Raw genomic sequence first — 25,159 nt, 5'->3', positions numbered from 1 at the left:
TAGGACGTTCATCCATGGCCTCTACGGCAAAGGCGGTCGAACCCGTCATCTCGGCGGCCTGGGGCAAGCCCCAGTCCTGGACCCTCGACAGCTACCGGTCGCGCGGTGGCTATGACGGGCTCAAGCGCGCGCTCTCCATGGAGCCCGCCGCCATCATCGACGAGGTGAAGAAGTCCAACCTGCGCGGCCGCGGCGGCGCGGGCTTCCCCACGGGCATGAAGTGGAGCTTCGTCCCCAAGGACAGCCCCAAGCCCAAGTACCTCGCCGTCAACGGCGACGAGTCCGAGCCGGGCACCTTCAAGGACCGCTACATCCTGGAGAACGACCCGCACATGATGCTGGAGGGCATCGCCATCGCGTCGTACGCGCTGGGCGTGCACACCTGCTACGTGTACCTGCGCGGCGAGTTCAAGTTCCAGGCGGAGCGCACCCAGGCGGCCATCGATGAGGCCTACAAGGCCGGCATCTTCGGCAAGTCGCTGATGGGCAAGGAGGGCTTCGCGCTCGACTGCTTCCTGGTCCGCGGCGCGGGCGCGTACATCTGCGGCGAGGAGACGGCGCTGCTGGAGTCCCTGGAGGGCAAGAAGGGCTGGCCCCGCCTGAAGCCTCCCTTCCCCGCGGTGGTGGGCCTGTTCGGCAGCCCCACGGTGGTGAACAACGTGGAGACGCTCGCCAGCGTGCCGCCCATCCTCGCCAAGGGCGCGGAGTGGTACGCGAAGCTGGGCACGGACAAGTCCGGCGGCACGCACCTGGTCTGCCTGTCCGGCTCCGTGAACCGCCCCGGCGTCTACGAGGTGGGGATGCACACCACCATCCTGGAGCTGATCCACGACGACAAGTACGGCCAGGGCATGCCCAAGGGCCGCAAGGTCAAGGCGGTCATCCCGGGCGGCTCCTCGGCGCCGGTGCTGGGCGCGGACGAGCTGGACGTGGCGCTGGAGTTCGAGGCGCTGAAGATGAAGCAGACGATGGCCGGCTCCGGCGGCGTCATCGTGATGGACGACGCCACCTGCATGGTGCGCAGCCTCTGGCGCGTGGCCCGCTTCTACGCGGAAGAGTCCTGCGGCCAGTGCACGCCGTGCCGCGAGGGCACGCCCTGGCAGACGCGCCTCCTGCGCAAGATCGAGGAAGGCCGCGCGGAGATGAGCGACATCGACATGCTGTCGAACGTCGCCTCCTCCATCGCGCCCTACCCTCCCATCGGCCTGGGCAACACCATCTGCGCGCTCGGTGACGCGGCGGCGCTGCCCACGCACTCCTTCCTCATGCGGTTCCGGGACGAGTTCGAGGCTCACGTTCGGGAGCACCGCTGCCCATACGGTGACCACCCCTGGGGTTCCTTCGGAGACTGGTCTTGAACATCGAATTGGTCCTCTTCGGCGTCTTCGCCGTCATGACGCTGCTGTCGGCGGGGCTGGTCATCACCGCGCGGAGCCCCATCAACTCCGCCATGGCCCTGGTGTCGACGTTCTTCTTCCTGGCCGGCATCTACGTGCTGCTCTGGGCGCACACCGTCGCCGTCATGCAGGTGCTCGTGTACGCGGGCGCCATCATGGTGCTCTTCCTCTTCGTCATCATGCTGCTCAACCTGGGGGACGCGCCCCACCGCGGCAAGCCCACGGTGACGCGGCTGCTGGGCGGTGCCTCCGCGGTGGGCCTCCTGGCCGTGCTGGGCGTGACGCTGGGCCGCATGGACGCGCAGCCCGCGACCTTCGACGCGAAGAGCCAGGCGGCGTTCGGCACCATGGCGGCCATCGGCCAGTCCATCTTCACCTCCTGGCTGCTGCCGTTCGAAGCGGTCAGCCTGCTCCTGCTGGTGGCCATGGTGGGCGCGGTGGTGGTGGCCAAGTCCCGCATCTGACCTCCCAGCGCCTCTTCCGGACAACCCAATGGTCCCCATCACCTACTACCTCCTGCTGGCCGCGGCCCTCTTCTGCATGGGCATGTTCGGCGTGCTGGTGCGTACCAACGCGCTGGTCGTCTTCATGTGCGTGGAGCTGATGCTCAACGCGGTCAACCTGACGTTCCTGGCCTTCTCGCGCATGCATGGCGAGGGCACCGGGCACGTGTCCGCCTTCTTCGTCATCGCCGTGGCGGCCGCAGAAGCGGCCATCGGTCTGGCCATCGTCATCGCGGTCTTCCGCAGTCGCGGCTCCGTGAACGTCGACGACATCCGGACGATGAAGCACTAACGCCCCGTCACCCCTGAGCCCATCCATGGACGGAATCGTCGAATTCTTCAGAACGGCACCCATCCCCCCGGAGGTGTTCGCACCCTCCCTGGGGTTGATCATCCTGCTGCCGCTTTTGGGCGCGTTCGTGTGCGGCGTGTTCGGCAAGTGGCTGGGCCGCGCCAACGTGCACCTGGTGGCGTGCTCCGCCATCGCCGGCGCCTTCGTGCTGAGCGTGCTGGCCTTCTGGGCCACCAGCGACGCGGCGGCCGGGCGCGTGGTGAGCATGCCCAACCCGTTCGGCATCGAGCGGGACACCATCCGCTACGCCATCGCGCACGACTACGGGACGTGGTTCGCCGCGGGTGACTTCCGGGTGAACTTCGGCCTGCTGGTGGACCACCTGTCGGGCATCCTGCTGCTCATCATCACGGGCGTCGGCTTCCTCATCCACCTGTACTCCACCAGCTACATGGAGCACGACGACGGGTACTGGCGCTTCTTCGCGTACCTGAACCTCTTCGTCGCCGCGATGCTCACGCTGGTGATGGCCGACAACCTGGTCCTGCTCTTCGTGGGCTGGGAGGGCGTCGGCATGGCCAGCTACCTGCTCATCGGCTTCTGGTACACGGACAGCGCGAAGGCGTGGGCGGGCCGCAAGGCGTTCGTCACCAACCGCATCGGTGACTTCGCGTTCCTCATCGCCACGTTCCTGCTCATCCTCACGGTGGGCGCCTTCAACCGCCAGGCGGACGCGCGCGACTACAACGCCGCGGGCAGCAGCCGGGCGCGCTACGAGCAGGGCATCTCCCAGAAGGGCCCCGTCACCTTCAAGGGCCTGGAGAAGCTGGCCCTGGCCCTGCCGGAAGGCACGGGCGGCGCGGTGTCCCTGGCCACGCCCATCGAGTCCGGGCCGCTGTCCGGCTACACCTTCGGCGGCGTGATGACCGCCGCGCTGCTGCTCTTCCTCCTGGGCGCCGCGGGCAAGAGCGCGCAGCTGCCGCTGTACGTCTGGCTGCCGGACGCGATGGCCGGCCCGACGCCGGTGTCCGCGCTCATCCACGCCGCCACGATGGTGACCGCGGGCGTGTACCTCTTCTGCCGCATGAGCGCGCTGCTGGTGCTCTCCCCCACCGCCATGGCGACCATCGCCATCGTGGGTGCGCTCACGTCGCTGCTCGCGGCGCTCATCGCGTTCGCGCAGGACGACATCAAGAAGGTGCTCGCCTACTCCACGGTGTCCCAGCTGGGCATCATGTTCATGGGCGTGGGCATGGGCGTCTTCTGGGCCGCCGCCATGCACCTGATGACACACGCGTTCTTCAAGGCCTGCCTCTTCCTGGGCGCGGGCAGCGTGATGCACGGCAACGGGGACGAGACGGACATCAAGAAGCTGGGCGGCCTGTGGAAGGAGATGAAGTGGACGCACGCCACGTTCCTCGTCTCCACGCTGGCCATCACGGGCATCTTCCCCATCATGTCCGGCTTCTTCTCCAAGGACGCCATCTTCCACGGCGTGCACCACAACCACCTGCACGGCCTGGAGTGGGTGTCCGGCTTCGTCTACGTGCTGGGCCTGCTCATCACCGCCTCCACGGCGTTCTACATGTCGCGCGTCTACCTGCTGACCTTCACGGGCAGGCGGTCCCCGGAGGCGAAGCTGGCGCACGCGCATGAGAGCGCGTGGCACATGACGCTGCCCTTGGTCATCCTGGCGTTCCTGGCCTTCATCACGTTCGCCTACGCCCTGCCCCTGATGCCCCGCACGGGCGGCGGGACGCAGCCGGTGTTCGAGAACTTCCTGTCCCCCGTGCTGCGCCCGGCGGAGACGGTGGCCCGCGTGGCGGGGACGGTGAAGCTGGACACCAGCTCGCCCACCGTCGGGGACTACGCCTTCGCGTGGATGTGGGCGCTCGCGGGCGGCGCGGCCGCGGCGTTCGCCTACCTGAAGTTCTTCCCCTCGCGGGTGGGCCAGCCCGTGCCGGCGTTCGCGCGCGCGGTGCGCCGCACGGCGCAGAACAAGTTCTACGTGGATGAGCTCTACGAGTTCATCCTCATCCGGCCGGTGAAGTTCGTGGCCTTCATCCTCTTCCGCGTGGTGGACGCGCTCGTCATCGACACGGTGCTGGTGCGAGGCACCGCGTACGTCACGGAGAAGGTGGGCCTCGGGCTGCGCCGGCTCCAGACGGGTGACGCGCAGGCCTACGCCGCCATCATGGCGCTCGCCATCCTGGGCGGCGCGGTCTACGCCCTCGTGCAGGTGCTTTCATGAGCTTCTTCGACACCCACCTGTTGAACGTCGTCATCTACCTGCCGCTCGTCTTCGCGGCGCTGGTGCTCGCGCTGCCCGCGTCTGAACACGGGCAGGTCCGCGCCATCACCTTCGTGGGCATGCTGCTGGACCTGGTGTTCGGCGTCTGGGCGTACTTCCGCTTCGAGCCGTCCGGCGCGGAGTTCCAGATGGAGTACCGCGTCCCGTGGTTCCAGCAGTTCGGGATGAGCTACCACCTGGGCGTGGACGGCCTGGCCGTGAGCCTGCTGCTGCTGACGGTGTTCCTGGGCCCGCTGGTGGTGCTCGCCTCCACCACGTACATCCAGCACCGCATCAAGGAGTTCCACCTGGCGCTGCTGGTGCTCCAGACGACGATGCTGGGCGCGCTGGCGTCGATGGACGTCCTGCTCTTCTACATCTTCTTCGAGGCCATGCTCATCCCCATGTACCTGATGGTGGGTGTGTGGGGCGCCGAGGACCGGCGCATGGCGGCGGTGAAGTTCTTCCTCTACACGCTCGTGGGCTCGCTGCTGATGCTGGTGGCCATCGTGGCCGTGTACTTCATCAGCGGCCCCCCGGGGACGCGCTCCTTCGACTACGGGCAGCTCTACAACAACCTGCTCGCCGCCAATCAGCAGCTGGCCGCGTGCAGCGCCGGGCCGGAGGGCGCGTGCGCGGGCCTGTCGGGCCTGGCCGCGACGCTGCACACCTACGGGCCGTGGATGTTCGCCGCGTTCGCGCTGGCGTTCGCCATCAAGGTCCCCATGTGGCCGGTGCACACCTGGTTGCCGGACGCGCACGTGCAGGCGCCGGTGGCGGGCTCCATGATTCTTGCCGGCGTGATGCTGAAGATGGGCACCTACGGCTTCTGGCGCTTCGCGATTCCCCTCTTCCCGGTGGCCGCGCAGGCGGCCCGGCCGTTCCTCGCGGTGCTGGCCGTGATTGGCATCGTGTACGGCGCGCTGATGTGCCTGGCGCAGCGGGACATCAAGAAGCTCATCGCGTACTCGTCCGTGAGCCACCTGGGCTACTGCATGCTGGGCCTGCTGGCCGTCACCAGCGAGGGCGCCACGGGCAGCGCGTACCAGATGCTCAACCACGGCATCTCCACGGGCGCGCTGTTCCTCCTGTTCGGCTTCCTCTACGAGCGCCGCCACACGCGCCTCATGTCGGACTACGGCGGCATCGCCAAGGTGATGCCGGTGTTCACCGCGGCGTTCGTCATCATCACGTTCTCGTCGGTGGCGGTGCCGGGCACCAACGGCTTCATCGGCGAGTTCCTGGTGCTGATGGGCACGTTCAAGAGCAGCCTGCCGCTGGGCTTCGGCGCGTTCGCCACGCTGGGCGTCATCCTGGGCGCGGCGTACATGCTGTGGATGGTGCAGAAGGTGTTCTTCGGCAGCATCACGCACCGGGAGAACCAGCACCTGCGCGACATGAACCTGCGCGAGATGCTCACCACGGCCCCCTTCATCGTGCTGGTGGCGGTGATGGGCCTGATGCCGCAGCCCTTCCTGGACCGCATCGCTCCGTCCACGGACCGCTACGTGGCGCGCGCCAGCGTGGGCGCTCCGGGCGCCACCCAGGCGAAGGACGACCAGCTGCGCGTGGAGGTCATGTCGCTGCCCTCCTCCGCCGCCGTGGCCCGCCCCTCCGTTCCCGCCGCGCCGCTCGCCGCGCGCGAGTAGGCCCCGAAAGACTCCATGAACCTGCCAAATATCACCCTGGCGGAATTCCTCCCCCTGCTGCCCGCCATCATCATGGTGGTGGCGGCCTCCGTCCTGCTGTTGTCGGAGGTGTTCCTCTCCGCGACGGCGTCCCGCGGCTACCAGGCGGTGCTCACCGTCGTGGCGGCGGCGGCCAGCGGCGCCGTGGCCGTGGGCCTGATGTTCGAGCCGCCGCGCGAGGTGTTCCTCGGCTTCGGCGTGCTGGACCCCTTCTCCAGCTTCCTCACCCTGGTGGTGAGCGTGGGCCTGGGGCTGGCGGCCCTGAGCGCGGTGGGCTTCCTGCGCCGGCGTGGCGCGGAGCGCGGTGAGTTCTACGCGCTGATGCTCTTCGCCTCCGCGGGCATGAGCCTGCTGGCGATGTCGTCGGAGTTCATCACCATCTTCGTCAACATCGAGGTGCTCTCCATCGCGACGTACGCGCTGACGGCGTACCTGCGCCGCGGCACGCGTCCCAGCGAGGCGGGCTTCAAGTACTTCATCCTGGGCGCCTTCTCCTCCGCCATCCTGCTGTACGGCACGGCGCTGCTGTACGGCGCCACGGGCACCACGAAGCTCAACGAGATGGCGGGCCCGCTGCAGCAGGCGCTGTCCACGTCCCCGGCGCTCGTCTACGTGGGCGCGGTGCTCATCGCCGCGGGCTTCGCGTTCAAGGTGGCGGCCGTGCCGTTCCACATGTGGACGCCGGACGTGTACGAGGGCGCCCCCACCCCGGTGACGGCCCTCATGAGCGCGGGCGTGAAGGCGGCGGCGTTCGCGTCGCTGGTGCGCGTGTTCGTCACGGTGGGCAAGGGCATGGACCCCAAGCTGCCGCTGATGCTCTTCGCCACGCTGGCGCTGCTCACGATGATCGCCGGCAACCTGATGGCGATTCCGCAGCGCAACGTGAAGCGCATGCTGGCGTACTCCTCCATCGCGCACGCGGGCTACCTGCTCCTGGGCGTGGCGGCGCTGTTCGTCGCGGCCCCGGGCGAGCACTTCCGCCTGCTGTCCGCGTCCTCGCTGTCCGGTGGCACGCCGCTGGACGTGGCGCGCTCGGACGCGCTGCGCGGCATCCTGTACTACCTGCTGGCGTACACCTTCAGCGCGACGGGCGCCTTCGCCATGGTGTCCGCGCTGGAGCGCCGCGAGGACGAGGAGAAGGGAACCGCGTGGGACCTGGAGCGCTTCGCGGGCCTCGCGCAGCGCCGGCCGGGTTGGGCCTTCGCCATGGCGGCCTTCATGCTGTCGCTGGGCGGCATCCCCCCCACCGTGGGCTTCATGAGCAAGCTGCTCATCTTCCAGGCCGCCATCGACGTGGGCCTCGTGGGCCTCACGGTGGTCGCGGTGCTCAGCAGCGCGGCGGGCGCGTATTACTACCTGCGCGTCGTGGTCTACATGTTCATGCACCCCATCCCCGAGGGCGCCCAGCCGCTGGAGCGCAACTGGGGCACGGAGGCCGCGCTCGTCATCGCCACCGTCGCCGTCGTGCTGCTGGGCATCCTCCCCGGCCACGTCACCGACTGGCTGGCCCAGGCCGGCACGCTGTTCGGCCAGTAGCCGCACGCCGGCAGCTCGCGGCACCCGACGCCCGCCTCGGCCCCTGGCCCTGGCGGGCGTTGTCGTTGCGGGGCATGGCTCACGGCGTCAGGGCCGTGGGGGCATTGCAGAAATGAAATGGCTTCGCGCCGCGTCATGCGGATCAGCGGCGGGGCGGCGGATGGTGCGGGGAGCGGAAAAGAAGGCGGCCCGGCACCCGTGAGGGTGTCGGGCCGCGGGTCTTCTCAAGGTGACACACCGGAAGTGCTGAAAGGGTGGGGGGGAACCACTTTCAGCCTCGCTTCGATGCGTCCCGAGGTAGCCTTTAGCAGGTGCCGTGCCAGCGCCTTCGCGGGACGAAACTCCAGAGTTCTCAGCCACTTAGGCGACAGAGCGGTGTTTTTGCTCCATTGCAGGCCTGAAATCGCGTTTCAGGGATGAAAACACCCAACGAATTCAGGCAGTTGGTTTTTTCATCCCTGAACGGGGGTGATTTCGGATCTGCACTCGCACCGGGAGGCCGGGTGGACTCCGCTGGGAGGCTATTCGCGGGCGCCCGCGGGGGGCCGGAGGTTGAGCCGCTTCATCTTCCGCCACAGCGTGGTGGAGGAGACGCCCAGCTCGTCCGCGACGCGGGCCAGGTCCACGCCGTGGCGCTCCAGGGCCTGCACGATGGCGCGGCGCTCCGCGTCCTCCACCACCTCCGCCAGCGTGGGCCCGGACGCCTCCGCGCCGGTGGGCCTGGGGGCGGCGTCGGTGGGCGGCAGGCCGGTGGCTTCAGGCGGTGGGGGGACGTCCGGGAGCACGCGGCCCTGGGGGCGCAGCGGGAAGTCCTCGGGGAGCAGCTCGTCCCCTTCCGCCAGCGCGGCGGCCTGCTCCACCAGGTTCTCCAGCTCGCGCACGTTGCCGGGGAAGCGGTACGTCATCAGGTGGTCCACGGCGGCGGCGGACAGGCGCCGGGTCCGGGGGCTGCGGGTGTTGGCGCGGTCCAGGAAGTGCTGCGCCAGCGCGGGCACGTCCTCCAGGCGCTCGCGCAGCGGGGGCACGCGCAGCAGCACCACGTTGAGGCGGTAGTAGAGGTCCTGGCGGAAGCGCTTCTCCTTCACCTCCAGCTCGATGTCGCGGTTGGTGGCCGCGGCGATCCTCACGTCCACGCGCAGCGCGGTGGACTCGCCCACGCGGCGCACCTCGCCGTCCTGGAGCGTGCGCAGGAGCTTGGACTGGAAGGTGGGGCTCGTCTCCGTCACCTCGTCGATGAAGAGCGTGCCGTTGTCCGCTTCCTCGAAGAGGCCCCGGCGCGCCTTCACCGCGCCGGTGAAGGCGCCCTTGGCGTGGCCGAAGAGCTCGCTCTCCAGCAGCGTTTCGCTGATGGCCGCGCAGTTGACGGGCACGAAGGGCTGCTTGCTGCGGCGGCTGTGCGCGTGGAGGGCGCGGGCCACCAGCTCCTTGCCCGTGCCGCTCTCGCCCTGGATGAGGACGGTGGCGTCGCTCTGCGCGACGCGGACCAGGCGCGTGGTGAGCTCGCGCATGGCCGGGCTGCGGCCCACCAGCGCGGACAGGCCGTGGCGCTCCGCGAACTCCGTGGCGAAGTTGTCCACCGCCGCCTGGAGCTTGGCGCGCTCCAGGGCGCGCTCCACGCGGTAGAGCAGCTCGCCTTCCTTGAAGGGCTTGGTGACGTAGTCGTACGCCCCCAGGCGCATGGCCTCCACCGCGCTCTCGATGGAGCCGAAGGCCGTCATCATGATGACCTGGAGGCGCGGGGCGACCTCCAGCGCGCGCCGCAGGAGCGTGAGCCCGTCCATGGGCTCCATCTTCAGGTCCGTGAGGAGCAGGTCCACGCGCTCCCTCGCGAGCAGGTCCAGGGCCTCCTCGCCGGTGGCGGACTCGGAGACGGTGTAGCCCGCCTGCTTCAGGAGCAGCGCGGTGGTGGCGCGCATGTTGCGCTGGTCGTCCACCACGAGGATGCGTCCTCGGGGAACCGGGGTGGTGGCGTCGGTCATGAGAGGGACTGGGGCTGCGTGAGCGGCAGCCAGAAGGTGAAGGTGGTTCCGCGTCCGGGGGCGCTCTCCACGGCGATTTCACCGCGGTGCTCCTCCAGGATGCGCTTCACCACCGCCAGCCCCAGGCCGGTGCCCTGGGCCTTGGTGGTGAAGAAGGGTTCGAAGACGCGGTGGAGCAGCTCCGCCGGGATGCCCGGCCCCTGGTCCATCACGTCGATGCGCAGCTGCTCGCGGCCGCCGTGGGTGTCCCGGCGCGCCTGCACCCAGACCTCGCCCCCCTGGGGCATGGCCTGGATGGCGTTGACGGCCACGTTGAACAGGGCCTGGCGGATCTGCCGCCGGTCCATGGGCACCGTGGCGACGCCGGGCTCCACCTCCACGTGGACGTGCACCGGGCGCTCCGTGGGGGCCTGGGCCCGCGCGGCCTCCAGGGCGTCCTGGAGCACGCGCAGCAGGTCCTCCGGCTGGAGCACCGGGTTGCGCGGGCGGGTGAAGTCCAGGAGGTCGGCCACCATCCGGTTCAGGCGGTCGCTCTCCTCCGCGACGATGTCCAGCAACATCGCCGTGTCCCCGCTGGGGCTCATGATGCGCCGGAGCGTGGCCACCGCGTTGAAGATGACGCCCAGGGGGTTTCGCACCTCGTGGGCGACGATGGCGGACAGCTCGCCCAGCGCGGCGAAGCGCTCGCGCTTCACCATCTCCGCGCGGGTGGCGGCCAGCTCCGCGTAGCTGGCCCACAGGGATTCGTAGAGGCGCGCGTTGGCGATGGACAGCGCCAGCTGGCCGCACGTCGCCTCCGCCAGCTCGATCAGCTCCGGGCCGAAGGGGCGCGGGCCGCGCACGTCGTCCACCAGCACCACGCCGATGAGCTCCTCGCGCGAGGTGAGCGGCAGGCCCAGCAGCGCCTTCTCCCCCAGCCGGTCGATGAGCACGGCGCTGACGGAGACGCTCGCCGAGGTCAGGTCCTCCACCGCGATGGGCTTGCGCTCCAGGGCCACGCGCGCGGCCAGGTCGTCGCTGTCGAGCGGCACCACCACCGTGCGGAACAGGTCGCGGTGGGCCGCCGACGCCGCCGCGCCCCTGAGCACCTTGGCCTGCTCGTCGTAGAGCAGGATGAAGCAGTTGGACACGTCCAACAGGTGCACCAGGAAGTCGGACGCGACGTCCAGGATGCTCGCCGTCTCCAGCACGCCCGACGTGGTGCGCGCCAGGTCCAGCAACAGGCGCGTCTCCGTGAGCTGGCGCGCGGACTCCGCCCGGAGGCGGCGCTGCTCCAGCAGCGTCACCAGCAGCTCCGCGAGCGTGGACAGCAGCCGCGCGTCGCGCTCGTCGAAGGGGCGCTCCTTCGCGCGCAGCGCCTGCACCACGCCCACGCACTCACCGCCCCGGGTGAGCCGCGCCGCCGTCCCGCTGCCGAAGCGGCCCTCGGACAGCGTCTCCAGCGCGCGCCCCTGCGCCTCCGACGACAGCACCCCTCCGTCCTCCCGCAGCGACGAGGCCAGGAGCACGCCGGTGGCCCGGGCCGCGTCCCCCGCCGTCACACTCCCCTCCTCCAGCCCCACGTGGGCGGAGAGCCGGGGCGCCTGTCCCGGGTCGGAGGTGACGTGCAGCGCCACCGCGCGGGCCTGGAGCAGCTCCGCCACGCGCGCGAGGAACGTCTCCGGCGGCGGGGGCACGGGCTGCGCCACGAAGCGCGCCATCTCCGCCACCGACTCCACCTCCCAGCGGCTGCGCGCCCCGTCCGCCTGGAGGTGCGCGTCCGCGAGCGCCGCGCCCACCACCTTCGCGAAGAGCGTCAGCACCGAGCCGTGCCGGGGCGCCACCCACGGGCCCGCGACCCACAGCACCTCCGACTGGGGCCCGCCCACCGGCAGGTACGCGTGCGTGGGCTGCGCCTGGTCCGCGCCGCCGAACACCGGCCGCCCGTCCGACAGGGCCTCCAGCGCCAGGTGCGCATCCGCCGGCAGGGACACGCCGTCGCGCACCACCAGCCGCGTGCCGTCCCAGCGCAGGATGCGCGCCCGGAAGCCCGCGGCCTCCAGGCCCGCCAGCGCCACGCGCCGCACGCCCTCCTCCGAGCGCGCGGACACCAGCCCCGCGGAGGTGTCCACCAGCCGCTCCGCCACCACCAGCTCCACGGGCCGGTCCGATATCACCATGCAGCTGAGCAACAGGGCGAAGCGCCCCCCCTCCAGGCTCAGGGGGTTGGCCTGCACGTACACCTCGCCCGGCGCGCCGTGGACACTGAGCACCTTGTAGAGCTGGGGGCGGCCGTCCAGCGGCGCACCCGTGGCCAGCCGGTGGAAGCGGTCCCCCATCCGGCTGCGCTCCTCCGGTTGCACGAAGTCCAGGAAGGAGCGGCCCTCCACCTGCTCCAGGGTCAGCCCCAACAGCCGCGCGTACGCGACGTTGGCCACCTGGACGCGCCCCTCCGCCTCCACCACCAGCATGGGCTGGGCGAAGGGCTCCACCAGGGCGCGCAGCGCCTGCTCGCTGTAGACCTTGGGACTCATCCGCGACGCAGCACCCGTTTGTCCCCCACCCTCAGCGTGACCTTCTCCCGGTCGAAGTACTCCGACAGCGGGATGGTGAACTTGCGGCTCTGGCCCACCAGCTCCTTGAAGCCCTGCGTGGTGATCTCCTTCTGCTCCTTCAGGTACGCCACCAGCCGGCCGCGCAGGTCCTCCAGCGCGCCCGCGTCGAAGCACAGCTCCTCGCTCACCCGCACGCCCACGCCCGACGCCACCAGCACCTTCAGCAGCTCCTGCAGCTTCGCGGGCGGAAGCGCCAGCTTCTGAGCCAGCTCCGTGACCGTGGGCGGCGCGAGCCCCGCCGCGGACAGCTCCGTGGACAGGCGCGTGCGCGCGGCCTCGTCACCCAGCGTGAGCGTACGACCCCGCCCCTGCAGGCGCACCAGGTCCTTCTCCGCCTCCACGCGGCCCGCGTCCACCAGCGCCTGCACCACACGCTGGAACAAGCGGGCGTCCAGCTGGGCGGAGAGCCGCTGACGGAGCTCCTCGCGCGACAGGCCGTCTCGCATGGGCTCGCGCTCGTGGAACGCGGCGAGCAGCGCGAGCGAGCGCTGGCGCAGGCCCTCGAACACGTCCTGCGCCACGTAGAGCCGCCGGTCGCGGTCCACCAGCAGCACCTGCCCCTTCGCGCCCAGCAGCTCCAGCGTGCGCGAGAGCACCTTGGGCGAAAGCCCCGAGCGGCCGAACAGCTCCGTCTGCGTGAGCCCCGCGTAGCCCGCCTGCCTGAGGAGCCACGCCACCTGTCCCCCCGCGTCCGCCTCCAGCAGCGGCCGCACCACCGAGGACGCGCCCCGGCGCCGGCGCGGCGGCGTGATGGAGAGCACGCGCCCTCCGGCCACCGTGGCGCCCCGGCCCGGCAGCGCGCGCGAGCCGCGCAGGATGAAGCGCTGACCGACGAGCGCCCCCACCGGCGACTCCAGCCGCAGCTGCGCGAGCCCCGTCTCCCCCGGCGCGAGCGAGTCCAGGTCCAGGAGCGCCACCGTGGCCTCCACCTGCGCGGTGCCCAGGTGGAGCAGCAGCTTGCGGCGCCTGGGCAGCGGCGCTTCCGCGGCGGGCAGCAGCGTCAGCTCCACGTCCAGCATGGACGTCTCCGGCAGCTCGCCCGCGCGCGTGAGCACCATGCCCCGGTGCACGTCCTCCGTCTGCACGTCCGCCACGTTCACCGCCGCGCGCTGCCCTGCCTCCACGCGCGCCACCGGCTGGCCGTGCACCTGCACGCCCCGGACGCGAAAGGGGCCCGGACGCGCGCCAGCCGCCGAGGGCAGCAGCGCCACCGCGTCATCCACCGCCAGCGCGCCGGACAACAGCGTGCCCGTCACCACCGTGCCGAAGCCCTTGATGGTGAAGGCCCGGTCCACGGGGAGGAACGCCGGGCCCTCGGAGGGGCGCCGCGGCAGCGCGCCGCCCGCGCGGCCGAGCGCGGACTTGAGCTCCGCCAGCCCCGCGCCCGTACGCGACGACACGGGCACCACGGGGGCGGAATCCAGGAAGGTGCCGGCGGTGAGCGCGGCGAGGTCCGCCTCCACCAGCGCGCGCCAGTCGTCTCCCAGCGTGTCCAGCAGGTCCGCCTTGGTGAGCGCGACGACGCCCGCCTTCACGCCGAGCAGCCGGCAGATGTCCAGGTGCTCGCGCGTCTGGGGCATGACGCCCTCGTCGGCGGCCACCACCAGCACCGCCAGGTCCACGCCGCCCGCGCCCGCGGCCATGGCCTTCACGAAGCGCTCGTGGCCGGGCACGTCCACCACGCCCGCCACCTGTCCGTCCGGCAGGGGCAGGTGGGCGAAGCCCAGCTCCAGGGTGATGCCCCGCCGCTTCTCCTCCGGGAGCCGGTCGGTGTCGGTGCCCGTCAGCGCCTTCACGAGGGACGTCTTGCCGTGGTCGATGTGCCCCGCCGTCCCGATGATCATCGCCGCGTCAGCGCCCTTGTCTTGTAGCCCGGAGCCCTGAAACTAGGCGCCGGCCTTGTCGGGGTCGTCGTCGAAGTGCGCGTCGCCCATCACCGGCTCGTAGTCCCACGGGAAGACGAAGAGCGAGTCCGTGGACAGCCCCACGTGGTCCGGCGTGAAGCCCTCCGGCCGCGCAATCAGGCACGCGGTGCGGATCTCCTTCGCGCCCACCTTCTTCGCGAGCGCCGTGGCCAATTCCAGCGTGTCCCCGCTGGATGCAATATCGTCCACGATAAGCACGCGGCGGCCCTTGAGTTCCGGGGGCATCTCCTCGCTCACCTGCGGCTGGCCGCGCTCCTGGGTGCGCTCGCCCTTGTCGCGGCTGCGGCGGCTGATGCGCACGGGGAAGAACTCGCAGCCGAGCGCGCCCGCGAGCGCCCCGCCCACGAACACGCCGCCGTGGGCCACGCCCACCACCGCCTGCGGCTCCCACGCCTGACGGATGGTGCGCGCCAGCTTCTGCACCTTGCGGTCGAACTCCGCCCACGACAGCTCCACCACGCCGGTGGACTTCTGGCGGGACTGGTCGCGGCCGGTGGGTTGGCGCGGGGCCTCCACCTGGGGCGCCAGCACCATGTCATTGGGAATGGAGACGAGCTTCTCCGCCCCGTCCTTCTGGGCGGCGGAGGGCACGGCAGGCTTCGGGGAAGGGTTGCGCTGGTCCTGGGACTTCGGCGGCGCTGCCCGCTTGATGGCCACGGCGAAAGCTCCGGGTGAGGTGCGGCGGCCCTGTCATATCCCGAGCACCGCGACCCCGCCACAACCGCCGCGCCTGCCTCCCCGGACGATGTGAAGCGCTGAAACATCCCCGGCGCCGGCCGGTGCCGGAAGGGATGTCTGTCTTCAAGGCCGAGGGCCCCGGGTGCCGCGTCAGGCAGTGCCTTCCGTGAGCATCTGCTGGATCTCCGCGCCGGGGATGACATAGCGCGTCGTGCAGAACTGGCAGGTGGCCTCCGCCTGGCCTTCCTTCTCCAGCAGGTCCTGGAGCTCCTCGCGGCCCATGGCGAGCAGCGCGAGCTTCACGCGGTCCCGGCTGCACGAGCAGGTGAAGCGCAGGGGGTAGCGCGACATGATCTCCAGGTCCGCCTCCGGCACCAGCGAGCGCAGCAGCGTCAGCGCCCCGTCCTGCGCGTGCGCCTGCACCGCGGTCTGGAACTGCGCCTTGAGCCGGGTGCCCAGCGCCTTGAAGGCGTCCCTGTCCCCGTTGGGGAGGGGCTGCACGAGCAGGCCCACCACGGTGGCGAGCGGATCCTCCTGGCCGTCCACCGGGCCGGGCAGCTGCGCCATCAGCAGGTGCGAGGGGACCTGATCCGACTGGTGGAAGTAGCGCTCCAGGTCCGCCACCAGGTCGAAGTGCTCCAGTTCCACGGACGAGCGGTAGTACTCGCCGCCGCCCTGGTCGCGCAGCACGGACAGGAAGCCCTGGTTCCCGAGCACCGGGCGCCAGTGGTACTTCCCCTCCGTCCCCACGTACTCCACCAGGGTGTTCTTCACGTAGCCGCGCACGACGCCGTTCGCGTCGCCGTCCACGAAGAGGCCGCGCAGGGGGCCGTCGCACTCCAGTTGCACGTTGATCCGGGAGTCCGTGCCCTTGCGCAGCGAGCCCATGAGGGCGGCGACGGTGAGGCCCTGGGACAGGAGGGCGGCGGAGGCCGGCATGCTCTGGTGCGTGGCGCGGGCCTGGCGGGACAGGGCCCCGGTGGTGGCGAGGACCAGGCGCAGGTCCGACGCCTTCAACAATCCACTGACAAGCTCATCGGGCATAGGGCTGGTTAGCGTGCCCCACCCGTTCGCGCCCGCCAACGGAAGAGGGGCGGGGACAGGACGCCCGGCTGGCGGCCAGCAGTCAGGGCGGGGGGCTGGCATCGCCCGGGCTTATGAGTCGGTGTCTTGCGGCTGGCACGGGCAGGTGCGGAAGAAATCCAGCCGGCGTGACGGAACGGCTATAAACCGCCTGTTGGCCGTATCACCCAGGCCCTGACTTGGGCTCGCGGGGGTCTTCCACCCCACCCATCCGCGCGCCCCGCTGGAGACTCGATGAGCACCCAAGCCACCGCCGAAGCCCTCACCGACCGGAATCCCCTGTTGAAGTCGCGGCTGGGTTCGTTCCTCGCCGTGGTGCCCCTGAGCTTCTGGGTCATCAACCATCTGTGGGACAACCTGGCCGCCTTCTACGGCGCGACGGCCTGGGAAAAGTCGGTGACGGAGTACGCGAACCCGTTCGCCCAGGCGTTCACGTTCATCATCGTCATGCTGCCCCTGCTCATCCACGCCGCGTGGGGCGTGGTGCGCATGTTCAGCTTCAAGCCGAACAACCTCGCCTACAACAACTACGGCAACACCAAGTACATCGTGCAGCGCGTGGCGGGCCTGGGCGTGCTCGCGTTCCTGGGCGCGCACATCTGGCTGGCGTTCCTGCAGCCGCGCCTGATGGAGGGCCACGCGGAGCCCTTCATGGATATCGCGCGGGAGATGCACTTCCACGGCCCCACGCTGATGGTTTACCTGCTGGGCACGCTGGGCACCGCGTACCACCTGGCCAACGGCCTGCAGACCTTCGCCATGGGCTGGGGCATCCTCGCGAGCGACCGCTCCATGCGCCGCTTCGAGCCCGTCACCATCATCATCTTCCTCATCCTGCTGGCCATGTCCTGGGGCGCCATCTACGCCCTCTACACGGCGGGCGCGGCGTACGGCCCGGCGGGCATGGACGTCGGCTGAGCAAGCCCCTCGGCGGCAGAGCCGGGGCCCCGGGCCCCGGTCGCTGAAAACACGACCGGCCGCCCCTGACGTCCAGGAGCGGCCGGTTCGCTTTTCAAGGGGAGAGGCCCCAGGCGTCAGAACGGGATGTCTTCGTCCGCCGCGCCGCCGTGGTTGCCGCCCATGCCGCCACCGTCGTCCATGCCCATGGGAGGCGGCTGGCCGTAGTCGTCACGCCCCTGCCCGTAGCCGCCGTTGCCCTGCTGCTGCCGGCGCCCACCACCCGCGCCGCCGCTGTAGCCCTCACCGGCGTCACGGCCGCCGAGGAAGGTGACGGAGGTGGCGACGACCTCGGTGGTGTAGTTCTTCTTGTTCTCCTTATCCATCCACTCGCGCGTCTGCAGACGGCCTTCGACGAAGCACTGCCGTCCCTTCTTGAGGTACTCGCCGCACAGCTCCGCGAGCTTTCCCCAGACGACGATGCGGTGCCACTCGGTGCGCTCCTGCTTCTGGCCGTTCTTGTCGTTCCAGCTCTCGCTCGTCGCGATGCGGAAGTTCGCCACGGCCTGACCGCCCGGGGTGAAGCGCACCTCGGGGTCCGCCCCGAGATTGCCGATGAGAATGACCTTGTTCACGCCTCCAGCCATGTTTCCTCCCGATACCTGACCCACCGACGGGTCAGGTGCACCCTGCGAGGCCACACGCCCCGACAGGTCCTTCAGCCCATAGCATCCACCACTGACATTCCCCTGGCGAGAAACCGGCCAGGGCCAGTGGGCCCGCACGCCTGCCTGCTCCCCGGGCGGGAAGCGCCAGGGATTCCAGGGGTTTGGGAGGGATGAGGAGGGCTGGGGAGGAACGGCCGCCCGGACGGTGGGCGTCCGGGCGGAGGGAGTCCGCGGCGCGGGCCTACCCGCCCGGGCGGAGGACGCCGGAGGCAGGCACGACGTTGGGCGTGGCGGACGCGGGCGCGACCACCTGGACGGGCTGGGCGCGCTGAGAGGTCCGGGCCTCGGCCGTCTTGGTGGTGAGGGTGGAGTCCAGCCCCTTGGCGAAGGCGACGAGCTGCGGATCCGTCCCGCCGGAGCCCAGCTTGCGCAGGGACTTCCAGAACGGGTGCGCGGTGTCCCCGGCCCTCACCAGCCCCTGGGCCAGGAGCGGCACGGTCGCGTCGCGCTCCACGGTGCTCGCGGCGCGCAGGGCGGTGACCAGCTCCTCGGGGGCGGTGCGGGCCACCTCGCCCAGGCCGTCCGCCAGCTCGTCCTGCGCCTCCAGGTCACGGGCGGCGCCGGCCGCGCGGCACAGCTCCATCACGCGGGCCAGGGCCTCCGTGTTCCCGCCGGAGGCCAGCTCCACCATGCTGCTCACGCCGGGCACGCCCACCGACAGGGCGTGGGCCACCTGACGCAGGCGGCCGTAGACGTCATCCGTGGCGGAGTAGCTGTCCAGGAGCGTGCGCGTGCCCAGGTAGTCGTGCGGGTTGGACTGGTAGAGGCTCTCCGCCAGCACGGCGCGCACGGCGGGGTCGCGCTCGCTGCGCCACGCGGTGCGCAGGAAGCCGATGTTGCGTTGATCGCGCTGCTTGCCCAGCTCCAGGTAGGTCTTCACGCGGTTGGCGATGTCCGGCAGGCCGGACTGGGGCTTCTGGCCCTCATTGAGGGAGGCCAGCGCGTTGCCCGGCCCCAGCGTGGAGCCGGTGGCGGCCACGGCGGCGCCCAGCGCGTCCATGCCCGCGACGACGGGGCCGGCGCGGCCCGCGTAGTCGTTGACCATGATGGAGAAGGAGAACTTCTCTCCGCCCGCGGACTGCACGTAGCCGCTGAGCGCGGAGACGCCCTCCAGGGTGCCCGTCTTGGCGCGCAGCCGGCCCACGGCGTCCGTGCCGTCGAAGCGGTACTTGAGCGTGCCGTCCTTGCCGGCGATGCCCAGCGAGGACAGGTACTCCGGGGCCAGCGGGAAGCGCTCGTACATGTGGCGCAGCAGGCGGTCCACCTGCGCGGTGGAGAAGCGGTTGGCGTCGTTGAGACCGCTGCCGTTCTTCATCACGTAGGTGCCGCGCGGGATGCCCACGTCGCGGTCCAGGAACTCCTCCACCACGTCAATGCCCTTGGCGAACGAGCCCGGCGCGCCGCGCAGCTCCGCGCCCATCGTCTTGAGCAGCGTCTCCGCGACGAAGTTGCTGGAGAGCTTGTTGAGGCGCTTGAGGACGATGTCGAACGTGTCGGACTGGGACACGTGCACGACCTTCGCGCGCGACGGCGTCAGGCCCTGCTTCACCTTGCCCTTCACCTTCACGCCGCGCGTGGTGAGCAGCTGCTTGAGCGAGCCGCCGAAGTACATGGGCGGGTTGTCGATCTTCTTCCAGACGCTCACGGCGCCGCGCTCGTCGGGGACCTGGCCCTTGACGATGATCTTCTGCTTGTCCCCGTACGCGTCGGACTTCACGGACACGCGCCGCGCGCGGCCCGGGCCGCTGGTGACGGTGCTGTCCACGACGAAGAAGTCGCTGGGCGGCTCCATGTCCACCACGGCCTTGCCGCCGGGAGCGGAGCGCACGTAGACCGCCACGGCGTTCCAGTTGAGGCTCACCGCGCCGGTGGGCGCCATGTACGCGCGGTCGGAGTCCTCCTGGTCGTAGCCGGGCGGCGTGCGCTCGGGGTCGAACCAGGAATCGTCCACGACGATGTCCTGCACCTCCTTGAGGCCCGCGTGGAGCAGCTCGGAGGTGATGCTGTAGAGGCGCTCGGTGGTGATGGTGGGGTCACCCCTGCCGCGCACGTAGAGCGTCTTGACCTTGCCGTCGGCGGGCAGCTCCGGCTCCACGAGGAACTCCGTCTCGTAGCGGAACTCCGGCCCCAGCGCGACGAGCGCCGCGGAGGACGTGACGAGCTTCACGTTGGAGGCGGGGTTGAGCAGCTCGTCCGCGTTGTGGCTGAACACAACGGAGCCGTCGTCCAGGCTCTGCATGTGCACGCCGACGCGGCTGCTCTTGAGCGCGGTGCGTTGCATCACCTGAACGAGCGCGTTCTTCAGCGCTTCGCGTTCGGCCTTTTTGTCGGCGGACGGCGACGCAGCCAGCGTGGCGGAAGGAAGCCACAGGGCAATGGCGGTCGCTGCCCAGAAGGGTCTGGTTCGAAAAACCTGCACGCACGCTCCGGGGAAGTCGCGATCCATTATGAAGAAGGGACGAAAGGGGCGGCAAGGGTGGGGGGTGGCTGCACGGCCGCCGCTACCCTGCACGCCTGCCTGCTTCCTGGAAACAGGAAGAAGGCTGTCGCAGCATGAGCGCTCCGCCTGACATCCACCTCGTGACAGACGCCATGCCTCCCCTGCCCTTCCGTGCCGTCCGGGTGTTCGTCCTCGCGCTGGCGCTGGTGCTTGACTCCGGCTGCCGGGCCCCGGCGCCACCGGCGGGCATCACGGTGTTGTTGGAGGCCCCACCGGACAGCCTGGATGACCGCTTCGCCCTCACGGCCCATGGACAGCGGCTGGCGCAGCTCATCAGCCCGGGGCTCCTCACCTTCGATGACGCCAGCCGGCCGGTGCCCCAGCTGGCGGAGTCCTTCCGTGACGTTTCCGCGACGGTGGTGGAGTTCGTCCTGCGTCCGGGGCTCACCTTCCACGACGGCAGCGCCCTCACCGCCGAGGACGTGAAGGCCACCTTCGACGCCCTGAGGGAGCCGAAGCTGGGCAGCCCCAAGCGCGAGCGGTACGAGCCGGTGGACCGGGTGGAGGTGGTGGATGCCCGCACGGTGCGCTTCCACCTGAAGCGGCCCTATGCGCCGCTGCTCGCGGAGCTGTCCGCGGCCATCCTGCCCTCGGAGCGGGTGGGGCCCGGAGGCATCGAGGCGCAGGGCCAGCATCCGGTGGGCGCGGGCCCGTTCCGGTTCGAGTCGTGGCCGGACGAGGAGCACCTGACGCTTACGCCCTTCGAAGGGTGGCACGGAGGCAAGCCCGCCGTGTCGCGGCTGACGTTCCGGGTGGTGCGGGACGAGACGACGCGGGTGCTGGAGCTGCTCAAGGGGCGCGCGGACCTGGTGGTGAACAACGTGTCCCCGGCGGTGCTGCCCGCGCTCCGGGAGGCGCCCCACCTGCGCGTGGTGACGAAGCCGGGCACGGGCTTCACGTACCTGGGGCTCAACCTGCGGGAGGGGCCGCTCGCGGACGTGCGCGTGAGGCAGGCGCTGTGCCACCTCATCGACGTGCGTCCGTTGGTGGAGCACAAGCTGCACGGGCTGGCGGAGCCCGCGTCCAGCATGCTGCCCCGCGAGCACTGGGCCTTCACGGCCACGCCGGGGTGCGGCTACGCGCCGGAGGAGGCGGCCCGGCTGCTGGACGCGGCGGGGTATCCGGATCCGGATGGGCCCGGAGGACAGCCGCGCGTGTCCTTCACGTTCAAGACGAGCACGGACCGCTTCCGGCGCGCGGTGGCGCTGGTGCTCAAGGAGCAGCTGGCGAAGGGCGGCGTGGCGGTGGAGGTGCGGGCGCTGGAGTTCGGCACGTTCTTCGAGGACGTGCGACGGGGACGCTTCGAGCTGTTCACGTTGAAGTGGGCCGCCGTGATGGAGCCGGACCTGCTCCGGGGCGCGTTCCATTCCGCGAACATCCCCGGGCCGGAGAACCACTGGGGCGGGTTCAACCGGGGCGCGCTGAAGGACCCGGCGCTGGACCGCGTGCTGGACGCGGCGACGCAGGCGTCGAGGGAGGAGCGGCGGACGCTGTACGCGCAGGCGCAGCGGGAGCTGGACGCGGACCTGCCCGTCATCCCGCTGTGGCATGAGGCGAGCGTCGCGGTGGTGTCCTCCAGGCTCGCGGACTTCGAGCCCAGCGCGCATGGCCTGCTGCTGCCGCTGGCGAAGGCGCGCGAAGTGACGCCCGAGCGCAGAGGCACGCCGTGAGCCGGCGACTGGTGTCCGCGGTCATCGCGATGGTGGGGGCATTGCTGCTCGTGTCGCTGTTCCTGCACCTCGTGCCCGGCGACCCGGTGGACGTGATGCTGGGGGAGCAGGCGACGCAGGTGGACCGCGCGGCGCTGCGGCGGGCCGTGGGGCTGGACCTGCCGTGGTACGCGCAGCTCTGGACGTTCGCTCGCGACCTGGCCACCGGGGAGTTGCGCACGTCGCTGCCTCCGTTCCAGCGCAAGGTGCTTCCGGCCCTGGGCGCGGCGCTGCCGTACACGCTGCTGCTCACGGTGGCGGCGATGGCCGTGTCGCTGGTGCTGGCGCTCCCCCTGGGCGTGATGGCGGCGGCGCGGCGGGGGACTCCGGTGGACGCGGCGGCGATGGGGGTGTCCGTGGCGGGGGGCGCCCTGCCCCGCTTCTGGCTGGGCCCCGTGCTCATCATCCTCTTCGCGCTGAAGCTGGACTGGCTGCCCGTGTCCGGCGCGGAGTCCTGGCGGCACCTGGTGCTGCCCGCGTTCACGCTGGGCACCGCGCTGGCCGCGTTCCTCGCGCGGATGACTCGCGCCACGATGCTCGAGGCGCTGCGCGAGGACTACGTCACCGTGGCCCGGGCCAAGGGGCTGTCGCCCCGCGTGGTGCTGTGGAAGCACGCGTTCCGCAACGCGCTGCTGCCGCTGGTGACCGTGCTGGGCCTGGAGTTCGGCGCGTTGCTGGGCGGTGCCATCGTGACGGAGAAGGTGTTCGCCTGGCCGGGCATGGGCACGCTGCTGCTCACCGCCATCGAGAAGCGCGACTACAACACCGTGCGCGCCACCGTGCTCCTCTTCACCTTCAGCTACGTCCTGGTCAACACGCTCACCGACCTGGCCTATGCGTGGGTCGACCCGCGCGTGCGGAGGCGCTCATGAGCGCGGCCCACCGCTTCCGGCTGCACTCCTGGGGCGCCCGGTTCGGGCTCGCCGTGGCGTGTGTCTGGGTGTTCACCGCGCTGTTCGCGCCGTGGCTCAGCCCTCATTCGCCGGACGCCATCGACCTCACTCGCGAGCTGTCGCGCCCGACCTCCGGCCACCTGCTGGGCACGGGGGAGAACGGCATCGACGTGCTCACGCACGTGCTGTACGGCGCGCGCGTGTCGCTGGAGGTGTCCTTCTTCGCCGTGGTGCTGTCCGCCGCGGTGGGCATCACGCTGGGCGGCATCGCGGGCTATGCGGGCGGGCTCGTGGACGAAGCGTTGATGCGGCTGGTGGACGTGCTGCTCGCGTTCCCCGGCATCCTGCTGGCGCTGTTCATCACCGCCGTGCTGGGCCCCAGCCTCGCCAACGTCGTGTTCGCGCTCTCCTTCACCGGATGGACGGGCTACGCGCGGCTGACGCGCGGACAGGTGCTCACCCTGCGCGAGCGCGACTACGTGCAGGCCGCTCGGGCCCTGGGCAGCGGTCCGGGCCGCATCCTCGTGCGGCACCTGCTGCCCAACGCGGCGGGCCCGCTCCTCGTGCAGGCGACCTTCGCGCTGCCGGGCGCCATCGTCGCGGAGGCGTCGCTGAGCTTCCTGGGGCTGGGCGTCCCTCCGGGCACTCCGTCGTGGGGCGCGCTGGTGGACCAGGGGACGCAGTACCTGCTGGTGGCGCCCCACGTGGCCCTCTTCCCGGGCATCGCGCTGGCGCTCACCGTGCTGGGCTTCAACCTGCTGGGCGATGCGCTGCGCGACGCGATGGATCCACGCCACGAGGGCCGGTGACTTGAAGGCCCCGGGCGTCCCTGGCAGGAAGCAGGGACAAAAGGGAGTGAACCCATGAAGGCCGTGGTGCAGCGGGTCCTGGAAGCGTCGGTGACGGTGGACGGTCAGCGCGTGAGCGAGATGGGCCCGGGCCTGCTCGTGCTGCTGGGCGTGGGCAAGGGCGACACCGACGCGGACCTGACGTGGATGGTGGAGAAGCTGGCCACGCTGCGCATCTTCGAGGACGCCGACGGCAAGATGAACCTGTCGCTGGAGGACACCTCCAAGCACCTCATCGTCGTCAGCCAGTTCACCCTCTACGGCGACGCGCGCAAGGGCCGCCGGCCCAGCTTCATCGACGCGATGGAGCCCGTCGCCGCCAAGGCCCTCTACGAGCGCGCCTGCGAAGCGCTGCGCCAGCGCGGCCTCACCGTGGGCACCGGCATCTTCGCCGCGGACATGAAGGTCGCGCTCGTCAACGACGGGCCCGTCACCATCCTCCTGGAGAGCCCACCGAAGGCCGCCGCTCCGGCCTAACGCACGTCCAGCGTGCGGCGGAAGAACGCCACGCCTTCCGCGACCGTGCGCGCGTGCGAGGCCGGGCGCGTCCCGGCCACCGGGTCGCGGCACAGCATGGCGATGACCTTGAAGCCCTTCGGGTAGCACTCGGGCAGGAACGAGAAGTGGCCCGCGTCGTCCAGGACCACCGTCGTCGTGGTCGCGGCGGGCAACAGCCCGGCCAGGTGCATGCCGTGCCCTTCGTGCGGCATCAGCTCGTCCCCCTTCGCCAGCACCAGCTCCACGGGCTTCTGGATGTCGGCGGTGTCCCGCGCCTCGAAGGACGCCGCCATGCCCGGCGCCATCGCGAACGCGGCCTTCACTCGCGGATCCAGGTACGACGCTCGCGCCTGCTTCATGTCGATGCGGCCGTAGTCCACGTCGCGCAGGCCCTCGCAGCCAATCTCCTCGCGGGTGCCCGGCGTCTTGCAGCGCTTCTCAATCCATTCCAGGTTCAGGTTCAGCCCCACCAGCGCCAGCGCCGTGTAGCCGCCCATGGAGTGCCCCGACGCGCCGATGCGCTCCGGATCCACGCGCGGGCCCCACTTCGGGTCCCTCAGCAGGCGGTCGAGGATGACCGTGAAGTCCTGTGGGCGCTCGTAGGCGCGCGCGAAGCCCTCCGGGCTGGTGTCACCGAAGGTGTTGCCCGGGTGGTTCAGCCCCACGACGACGAAGCCGCGCGCCGCCAGGTTTGAACCGAACCAGGACAGGTCCATCACCGAGCCGCCGCTCCCATGCGACAGCAGCACCACCGGCCAGCGCTCGCGCGCGTCCGACAGCGGTGCGTCCTTCGCGCCGTAGAAGGGCTTGAACAGGTCCGACGGCGCGCGGTTGTCCATTGGCGTGCCCGGCGCCACCGGGTACCAGACCAGCGGCTTCAGCGTGCGGCGGCGGACCGCGTCCTCGTACGTCAGCGACTGCGTGACGCCCACCGCGTAGGCCGCGTCCGCCCCGTAGAGCGACGCGTGGTCCGTGCGCGGTGCTTCCGCCTTCTTCGAGGAGGAACAGCCCCCCGTCAGCAGCGCCGCGGAGACGAGGAGCACGGGACCCAACGGAGCGAGGTGGCAACGCATGGGCCCGAGCATGGCCGTGAACGGCGCCGCGGGGGAAGGGCGTCAGCG

Annotated in this window: 19 protein-coding genes; 11 read left to right on the top strand and 8 right to left on the bottom strand. The window is 70.8% G+C overall.

The features are described from left to right. The first annotated feature begins 14 nt into the window (after nt 1-14). The 6 genes from nuoF to NR792_RS32395 are packed head-to-tail and all read left to right on the top strand — an operon-like array spanning nt 15 to nt 7,706. Nucleotides 15-1,358, top strand: coding sequence for an NADH-quinone oxidoreductase subunit NuoF (nuoF, locus tag NR792_RS32420; protein WP_207052272.1), 1,344 nt, complete (start codon nt 15-17; stop codon nt 1,356-1,358). Continuing rightward, nucleotides 1,355-1,861, top strand: coding sequence for an NADH-quinone oxidoreductase subunit J (locus NR792_RS32415; protein ID WP_375756585.1), 507 nt, complete (start codon nt 1,355-1,357; stop codon nt 1,859-1,861). The genes nuoF and NR792_RS32415 overlap by 4 nt, the downstream gene beginning before the upstream one ends. 28 nt (nt 1,862-1,889) lie before the next feature. Then, on the top strand, nt 1,890-2,192 hold the full coding sequence (gene nuoK / locus NR792_RS32410) for an NADH-quinone oxidoreductase subunit NuoK (RefSeq protein ID WP_171415993.1): 303 nt from the start codon (nt 1,890-1,892) through the stop codon (nt 2,190-2,192). A 25-nt stretch (nt 2,193-2,217) separates the two neighbouring features. Next, nucleotides 2,218-4,443: an NADH-quinone oxidoreductase subunit L gene (gene nuoL, locus NR792_RS32405; RefSeq protein WP_375756584.1), complete on the top strand. Its 2,226-nt coding sequence runs from the start codon at nt 2,218-2,220 to the stop codon at nt 4,441-4,443. Then, nucleotides 4,440-6,131 carry a NuoM family protein gene (locus tag NR792_RS32400; protein ID WP_375756583.1) on the top strand — a complete coding sequence of 564 codons (1,692 nt, stop codon included), beginning with the start codon at nt 4,440-4,442 and terminating at the stop codon, nt 6,129-6,131. The genes nuoL and NR792_RS32400 overlap by 4 nt, the downstream gene beginning before the upstream one ends. A 15-nt stretch (nt 6,132-6,146) precedes the next feature. After that, on the top strand, nt 6,147-7,706 hold the full coding sequence (locus NR792_RS32395) for an NADH-quinone oxidoreductase subunit N (protein ID WP_375756582.1): 1,560 nt from the start codon (nt 6,147-6,149) through the stop codon (nt 7,704-7,706). Nucleotides 7,707-8,227: 521 nt separating this feature from the next. Here the strand turns inward: NR792_RS32395 and NR792_RS32390 are convergent. The 5 genes from NR792_RS32390 to NR792_RS32370 form a co-directional block, all read right to left on the bottom strand. Further along, entirely contained in the window at nt 8,228-9,685 is a 1,458-nt protein-coding gene (locus NR792_RS32390; RefSeq protein WP_375756581.1) for a sigma-54-dependent transcriptional regulator, read from the bottom strand. Then, entirely contained in the window at nt 9,682-12,198 is a 2,517-nt protein-coding gene (locus tag NR792_RS32385; protein WP_375756580.1) for an ATP-binding protein, read from the bottom strand. Before NR792_RS32385 ends, NR792_RS32390 begins: the two co-directional genes overlap by 4 nt. After that, nucleotides 12,195-14,123, bottom strand: coding sequence for a selenocysteine-specific translation elongation factor (gene selB / locus NR792_RS32380; protein ID WP_375756579.1), 1,929 nt, complete (start codon nt 14,121-14,123; stop codon nt 12,195-12,197). Before selB ends, NR792_RS32385 begins: the two co-directional genes overlap by 4 nt. A gap of 42 nt (nt 14,124-14,165) precedes the next feature. Beyond that, nucleotides 14,166-14,861, bottom strand: a complete 696-nt coding sequence (locus NR792_RS32375) for a phosphoribosyltransferase (RefSeq protein ID WP_375756578.1) — start codon at nt 14,859-14,861, stop codon at nt 14,166-14,168. Nucleotides 14,862-15,032: 171 nt separating this feature from the next. After that, nucleotides 15,033-15,926, bottom strand: coding sequence for an Hsp33 family molecular chaperone HslO (locus tag NR792_RS32370; RefSeq protein WP_375756577.1), 894 nt, complete (start codon nt 15,924-15,926; stop codon nt 15,033-15,035). Between the two features lie 273 nt (nt 15,927-16,199). Between NR792_RS32370 and NR792_RS32365 the strand changes: the two genes are divergently transcribed. After that, nucleotides 16,200-16,883 carry a succinate dehydrogenase gene (locus NR792_RS32365; protein ID WP_375756576.1) on the top strand — a complete coding sequence of 228 codons (684 nt, stop codon included), beginning with the start codon at nt 16,200-16,202 and terminating at the stop codon, nt 16,881-16,883. Nucleotides 16,884-16,999: 116 nt separating this feature from the next. On the opposite strand, the gene NR792_RS32360 is transcribed toward NR792_RS32365, so the two are convergent. Together NR792_RS32360 and dacB are read right to left on the bottom strand one after the other, a co-directional pair. Continuing rightward, nucleotides 17,000-17,509: a single-stranded DNA-binding protein gene (locus NR792_RS32360; RefSeq protein WP_375756575.1), complete on the bottom strand. Its 510-nt coding sequence runs from the start codon at nt 17,507-17,509 to the stop codon at nt 17,000-17,002. A gap of 262 nt (nt 17,510-17,771) precedes the next feature. Continuing rightward, the gene (dacB, locus tag NR792_RS32355) at nt 17,772-20,009 is read right to left on the bottom strand and encodes a D-alanyl-D-alanine carboxypeptidase/D-alanyl-D-alanine-endopeptidase (protein ID WP_375756574.1); all 2,238 of its coding nucleotides are present in this window, start codon (nt 20,007-20,009) and stop codon (nt 17,772-17,774) included. A gap of 134 nt (nt 20,010-20,143) precedes the next feature. On the opposite strand from dacB, the gene NR792_RS32350 reads away from it, so the two are divergent. From NR792_RS32350 to dtd, 4 genes are read left to right on the top strand one after another with little or no spacing between them, the layout of a single operon-like run. Further along, nucleotides 20,144-21,760: an ABC transporter substrate-binding protein gene (locus tag NR792_RS32350; RefSeq protein WP_375756573.1), complete on the top strand. Its 1,617-nt coding sequence runs from the start codon at nt 20,144-20,146 to the stop codon at nt 21,758-21,760. Continuing rightward, nucleotides 21,757-22,671: an ABC transporter permease gene (locus tag NR792_RS32345; protein ID WP_375756572.1), complete on the top strand. Its 915-nt coding sequence runs from the start codon at nt 21,757-21,759 to the stop codon at nt 22,669-22,671. Before NR792_RS32350 ends, NR792_RS32345 begins: the two co-directional genes overlap by 4 nt. Next, entirely contained in the window at nt 22,668-23,501 is an 834-nt protein-coding gene (locus NR792_RS32340; RefSeq protein ID WP_375756571.1) for an ABC transporter permease, read from the top strand. The genes NR792_RS32345 and NR792_RS32340 overlap by 4 nt, the downstream gene beginning before the upstream one ends. A gap of 54 nt (nt 23,502-23,555) precedes the next feature. After that, on the top strand, nt 23,556-24,017 hold the full coding sequence (dtd, locus tag NR792_RS32335; protein WP_120524611.1) for a D-aminoacyl-tRNA deacylase: 462 nt from the start codon (nt 23,556-23,558) through the stop codon (nt 24,015-24,017). On the opposite strand, the gene NR792_RS32330 is transcribed toward dtd, so the two are convergent. Continuing rightward, a complete protein-coding gene (locus tag NR792_RS32330; protein WP_375756570.1) occupies nt 24,014-25,111 on the bottom strand; it encodes an alpha/beta hydrolase family protein in 1,098 nt (365 codons plus the stop codon). The genes dtd and NR792_RS32330 overlap by 4 nt on opposite strands. Between the last annotated feature and the right edge of the window lie 48 nt (nt 25,112-25,159).

Origin of the sequence: Corallococcus exercitus (assembly GCF_042231735.1) — a bacterium.
GTDB classification, from domain to species: Bacteria; Myxococcota; Myxococcia; order Myxococcales; family Myxococcaceae; genus Corallococcus; species Corallococcus exercitus_B.
This window is presented reverse-complemented; position numbering and strand designations above follow the sequence as displayed.

Excerpts from the sequence above, each read along its gene's own strand:
- selB (WP_375756579.1), bottom strand. The coding sequence starts at position 14,123 with ATGATCATCGGGACGGCGGGGCACATCGACCACGGCAAGACGTCCCTC.
- nuoF (WP_207052272.1), top strand. The coding sequence starts at position 15 with ATGGCCTCTACGGCAAAGGCGGTCGAACCCGTCATCTCGGCGGCCTGG.
- NR792_RS32395 (WP_375756582.1), top strand. The coding sequence starts at position 6,147 with ATGAACCTGCCAAATATCACCCTGGCGGAATTCCTCCCCCTGCTGCCC.
- dtd (WP_120524611.1), top strand. The coding sequence starts at position 23,556 with ATGAAGGCCGTGGTGCAGCGGGTCCTGGAAGCGTCGGTGACGGTGGAC.
- NR792_RS32370 (WP_375756577.1), bottom strand. The coding sequence starts at position 15,926 with ATGCCCGATGAGCTTGTCAGTGGATTGTTGAAGGCGTCGGACCTGCGC.
- NR792_RS32350 (WP_375756573.1), top strand. The coding sequence starts at position 20,144 with ATGAGCGCTCCGCCTGACATCCACCTCGTGACAGACGCCATGCCTCCC.
- NR792_RS32360 (WP_375756575.1), bottom strand. The coding sequence starts at position 17,509 with ATGGCTGGAGGCGTGAACAAGGTCATTCTCATCGGCAATCTCGGGGCG.
- NR792_RS32400 (WP_375756583.1), top strand. The coding sequence starts at position 4,440 with ATGAGCTTCTTCGACACCCACCTGTTGAACGTCGTCATCTACCTGCCG.
- nuoK (WP_171415993.1), top strand. The coding sequence starts at position 1,890 with ATGGTCCCCATCACCTACTACCTCCTGCTGGCCGCGGCCCTCTTCTGC.
- NR792_RS32340 (WP_375756571.1), top strand. The coding sequence starts at position 22,668 with ATGAGCGCGGCCCACCGCTTCCGGCTGCACTCCTGGGGCGCCCGGTTC.
- NR792_RS32330 (WP_375756570.1), bottom strand. The coding sequence starts at position 25,111 with ATGCGTTGCCACCTCGCTCCGTTGGGTCCCGTGCTCCTCGTCTCCGCG.
- NR792_RS32365 (WP_375756576.1), top strand. The coding sequence starts at position 16,200 with ATGAGCACCCAAGCCACCGCCGAAGCCCTCACCGACCGGAATCCCCTG.
- NR792_RS32385 (WP_375756580.1), bottom strand. The coding sequence starts at position 12,198 with ATGAGTCCCAAGGTCTACAGCGAGCAGGCGCTGCGCGCCCTGGTGGAG.
- NR792_RS32390 (WP_375756581.1), bottom strand. The coding sequence starts at position 9,685 with ATGACCGACGCCACCACCCCGGTTCCCCGAGGACGCATCCTCGTGGTG.
- nuoL (WP_375756584.1), top strand. The coding sequence starts at position 2,218 with ATGGACGGAATCGTCGAATTCTTCAGAACGGCACCCATCCCCCCGGAG.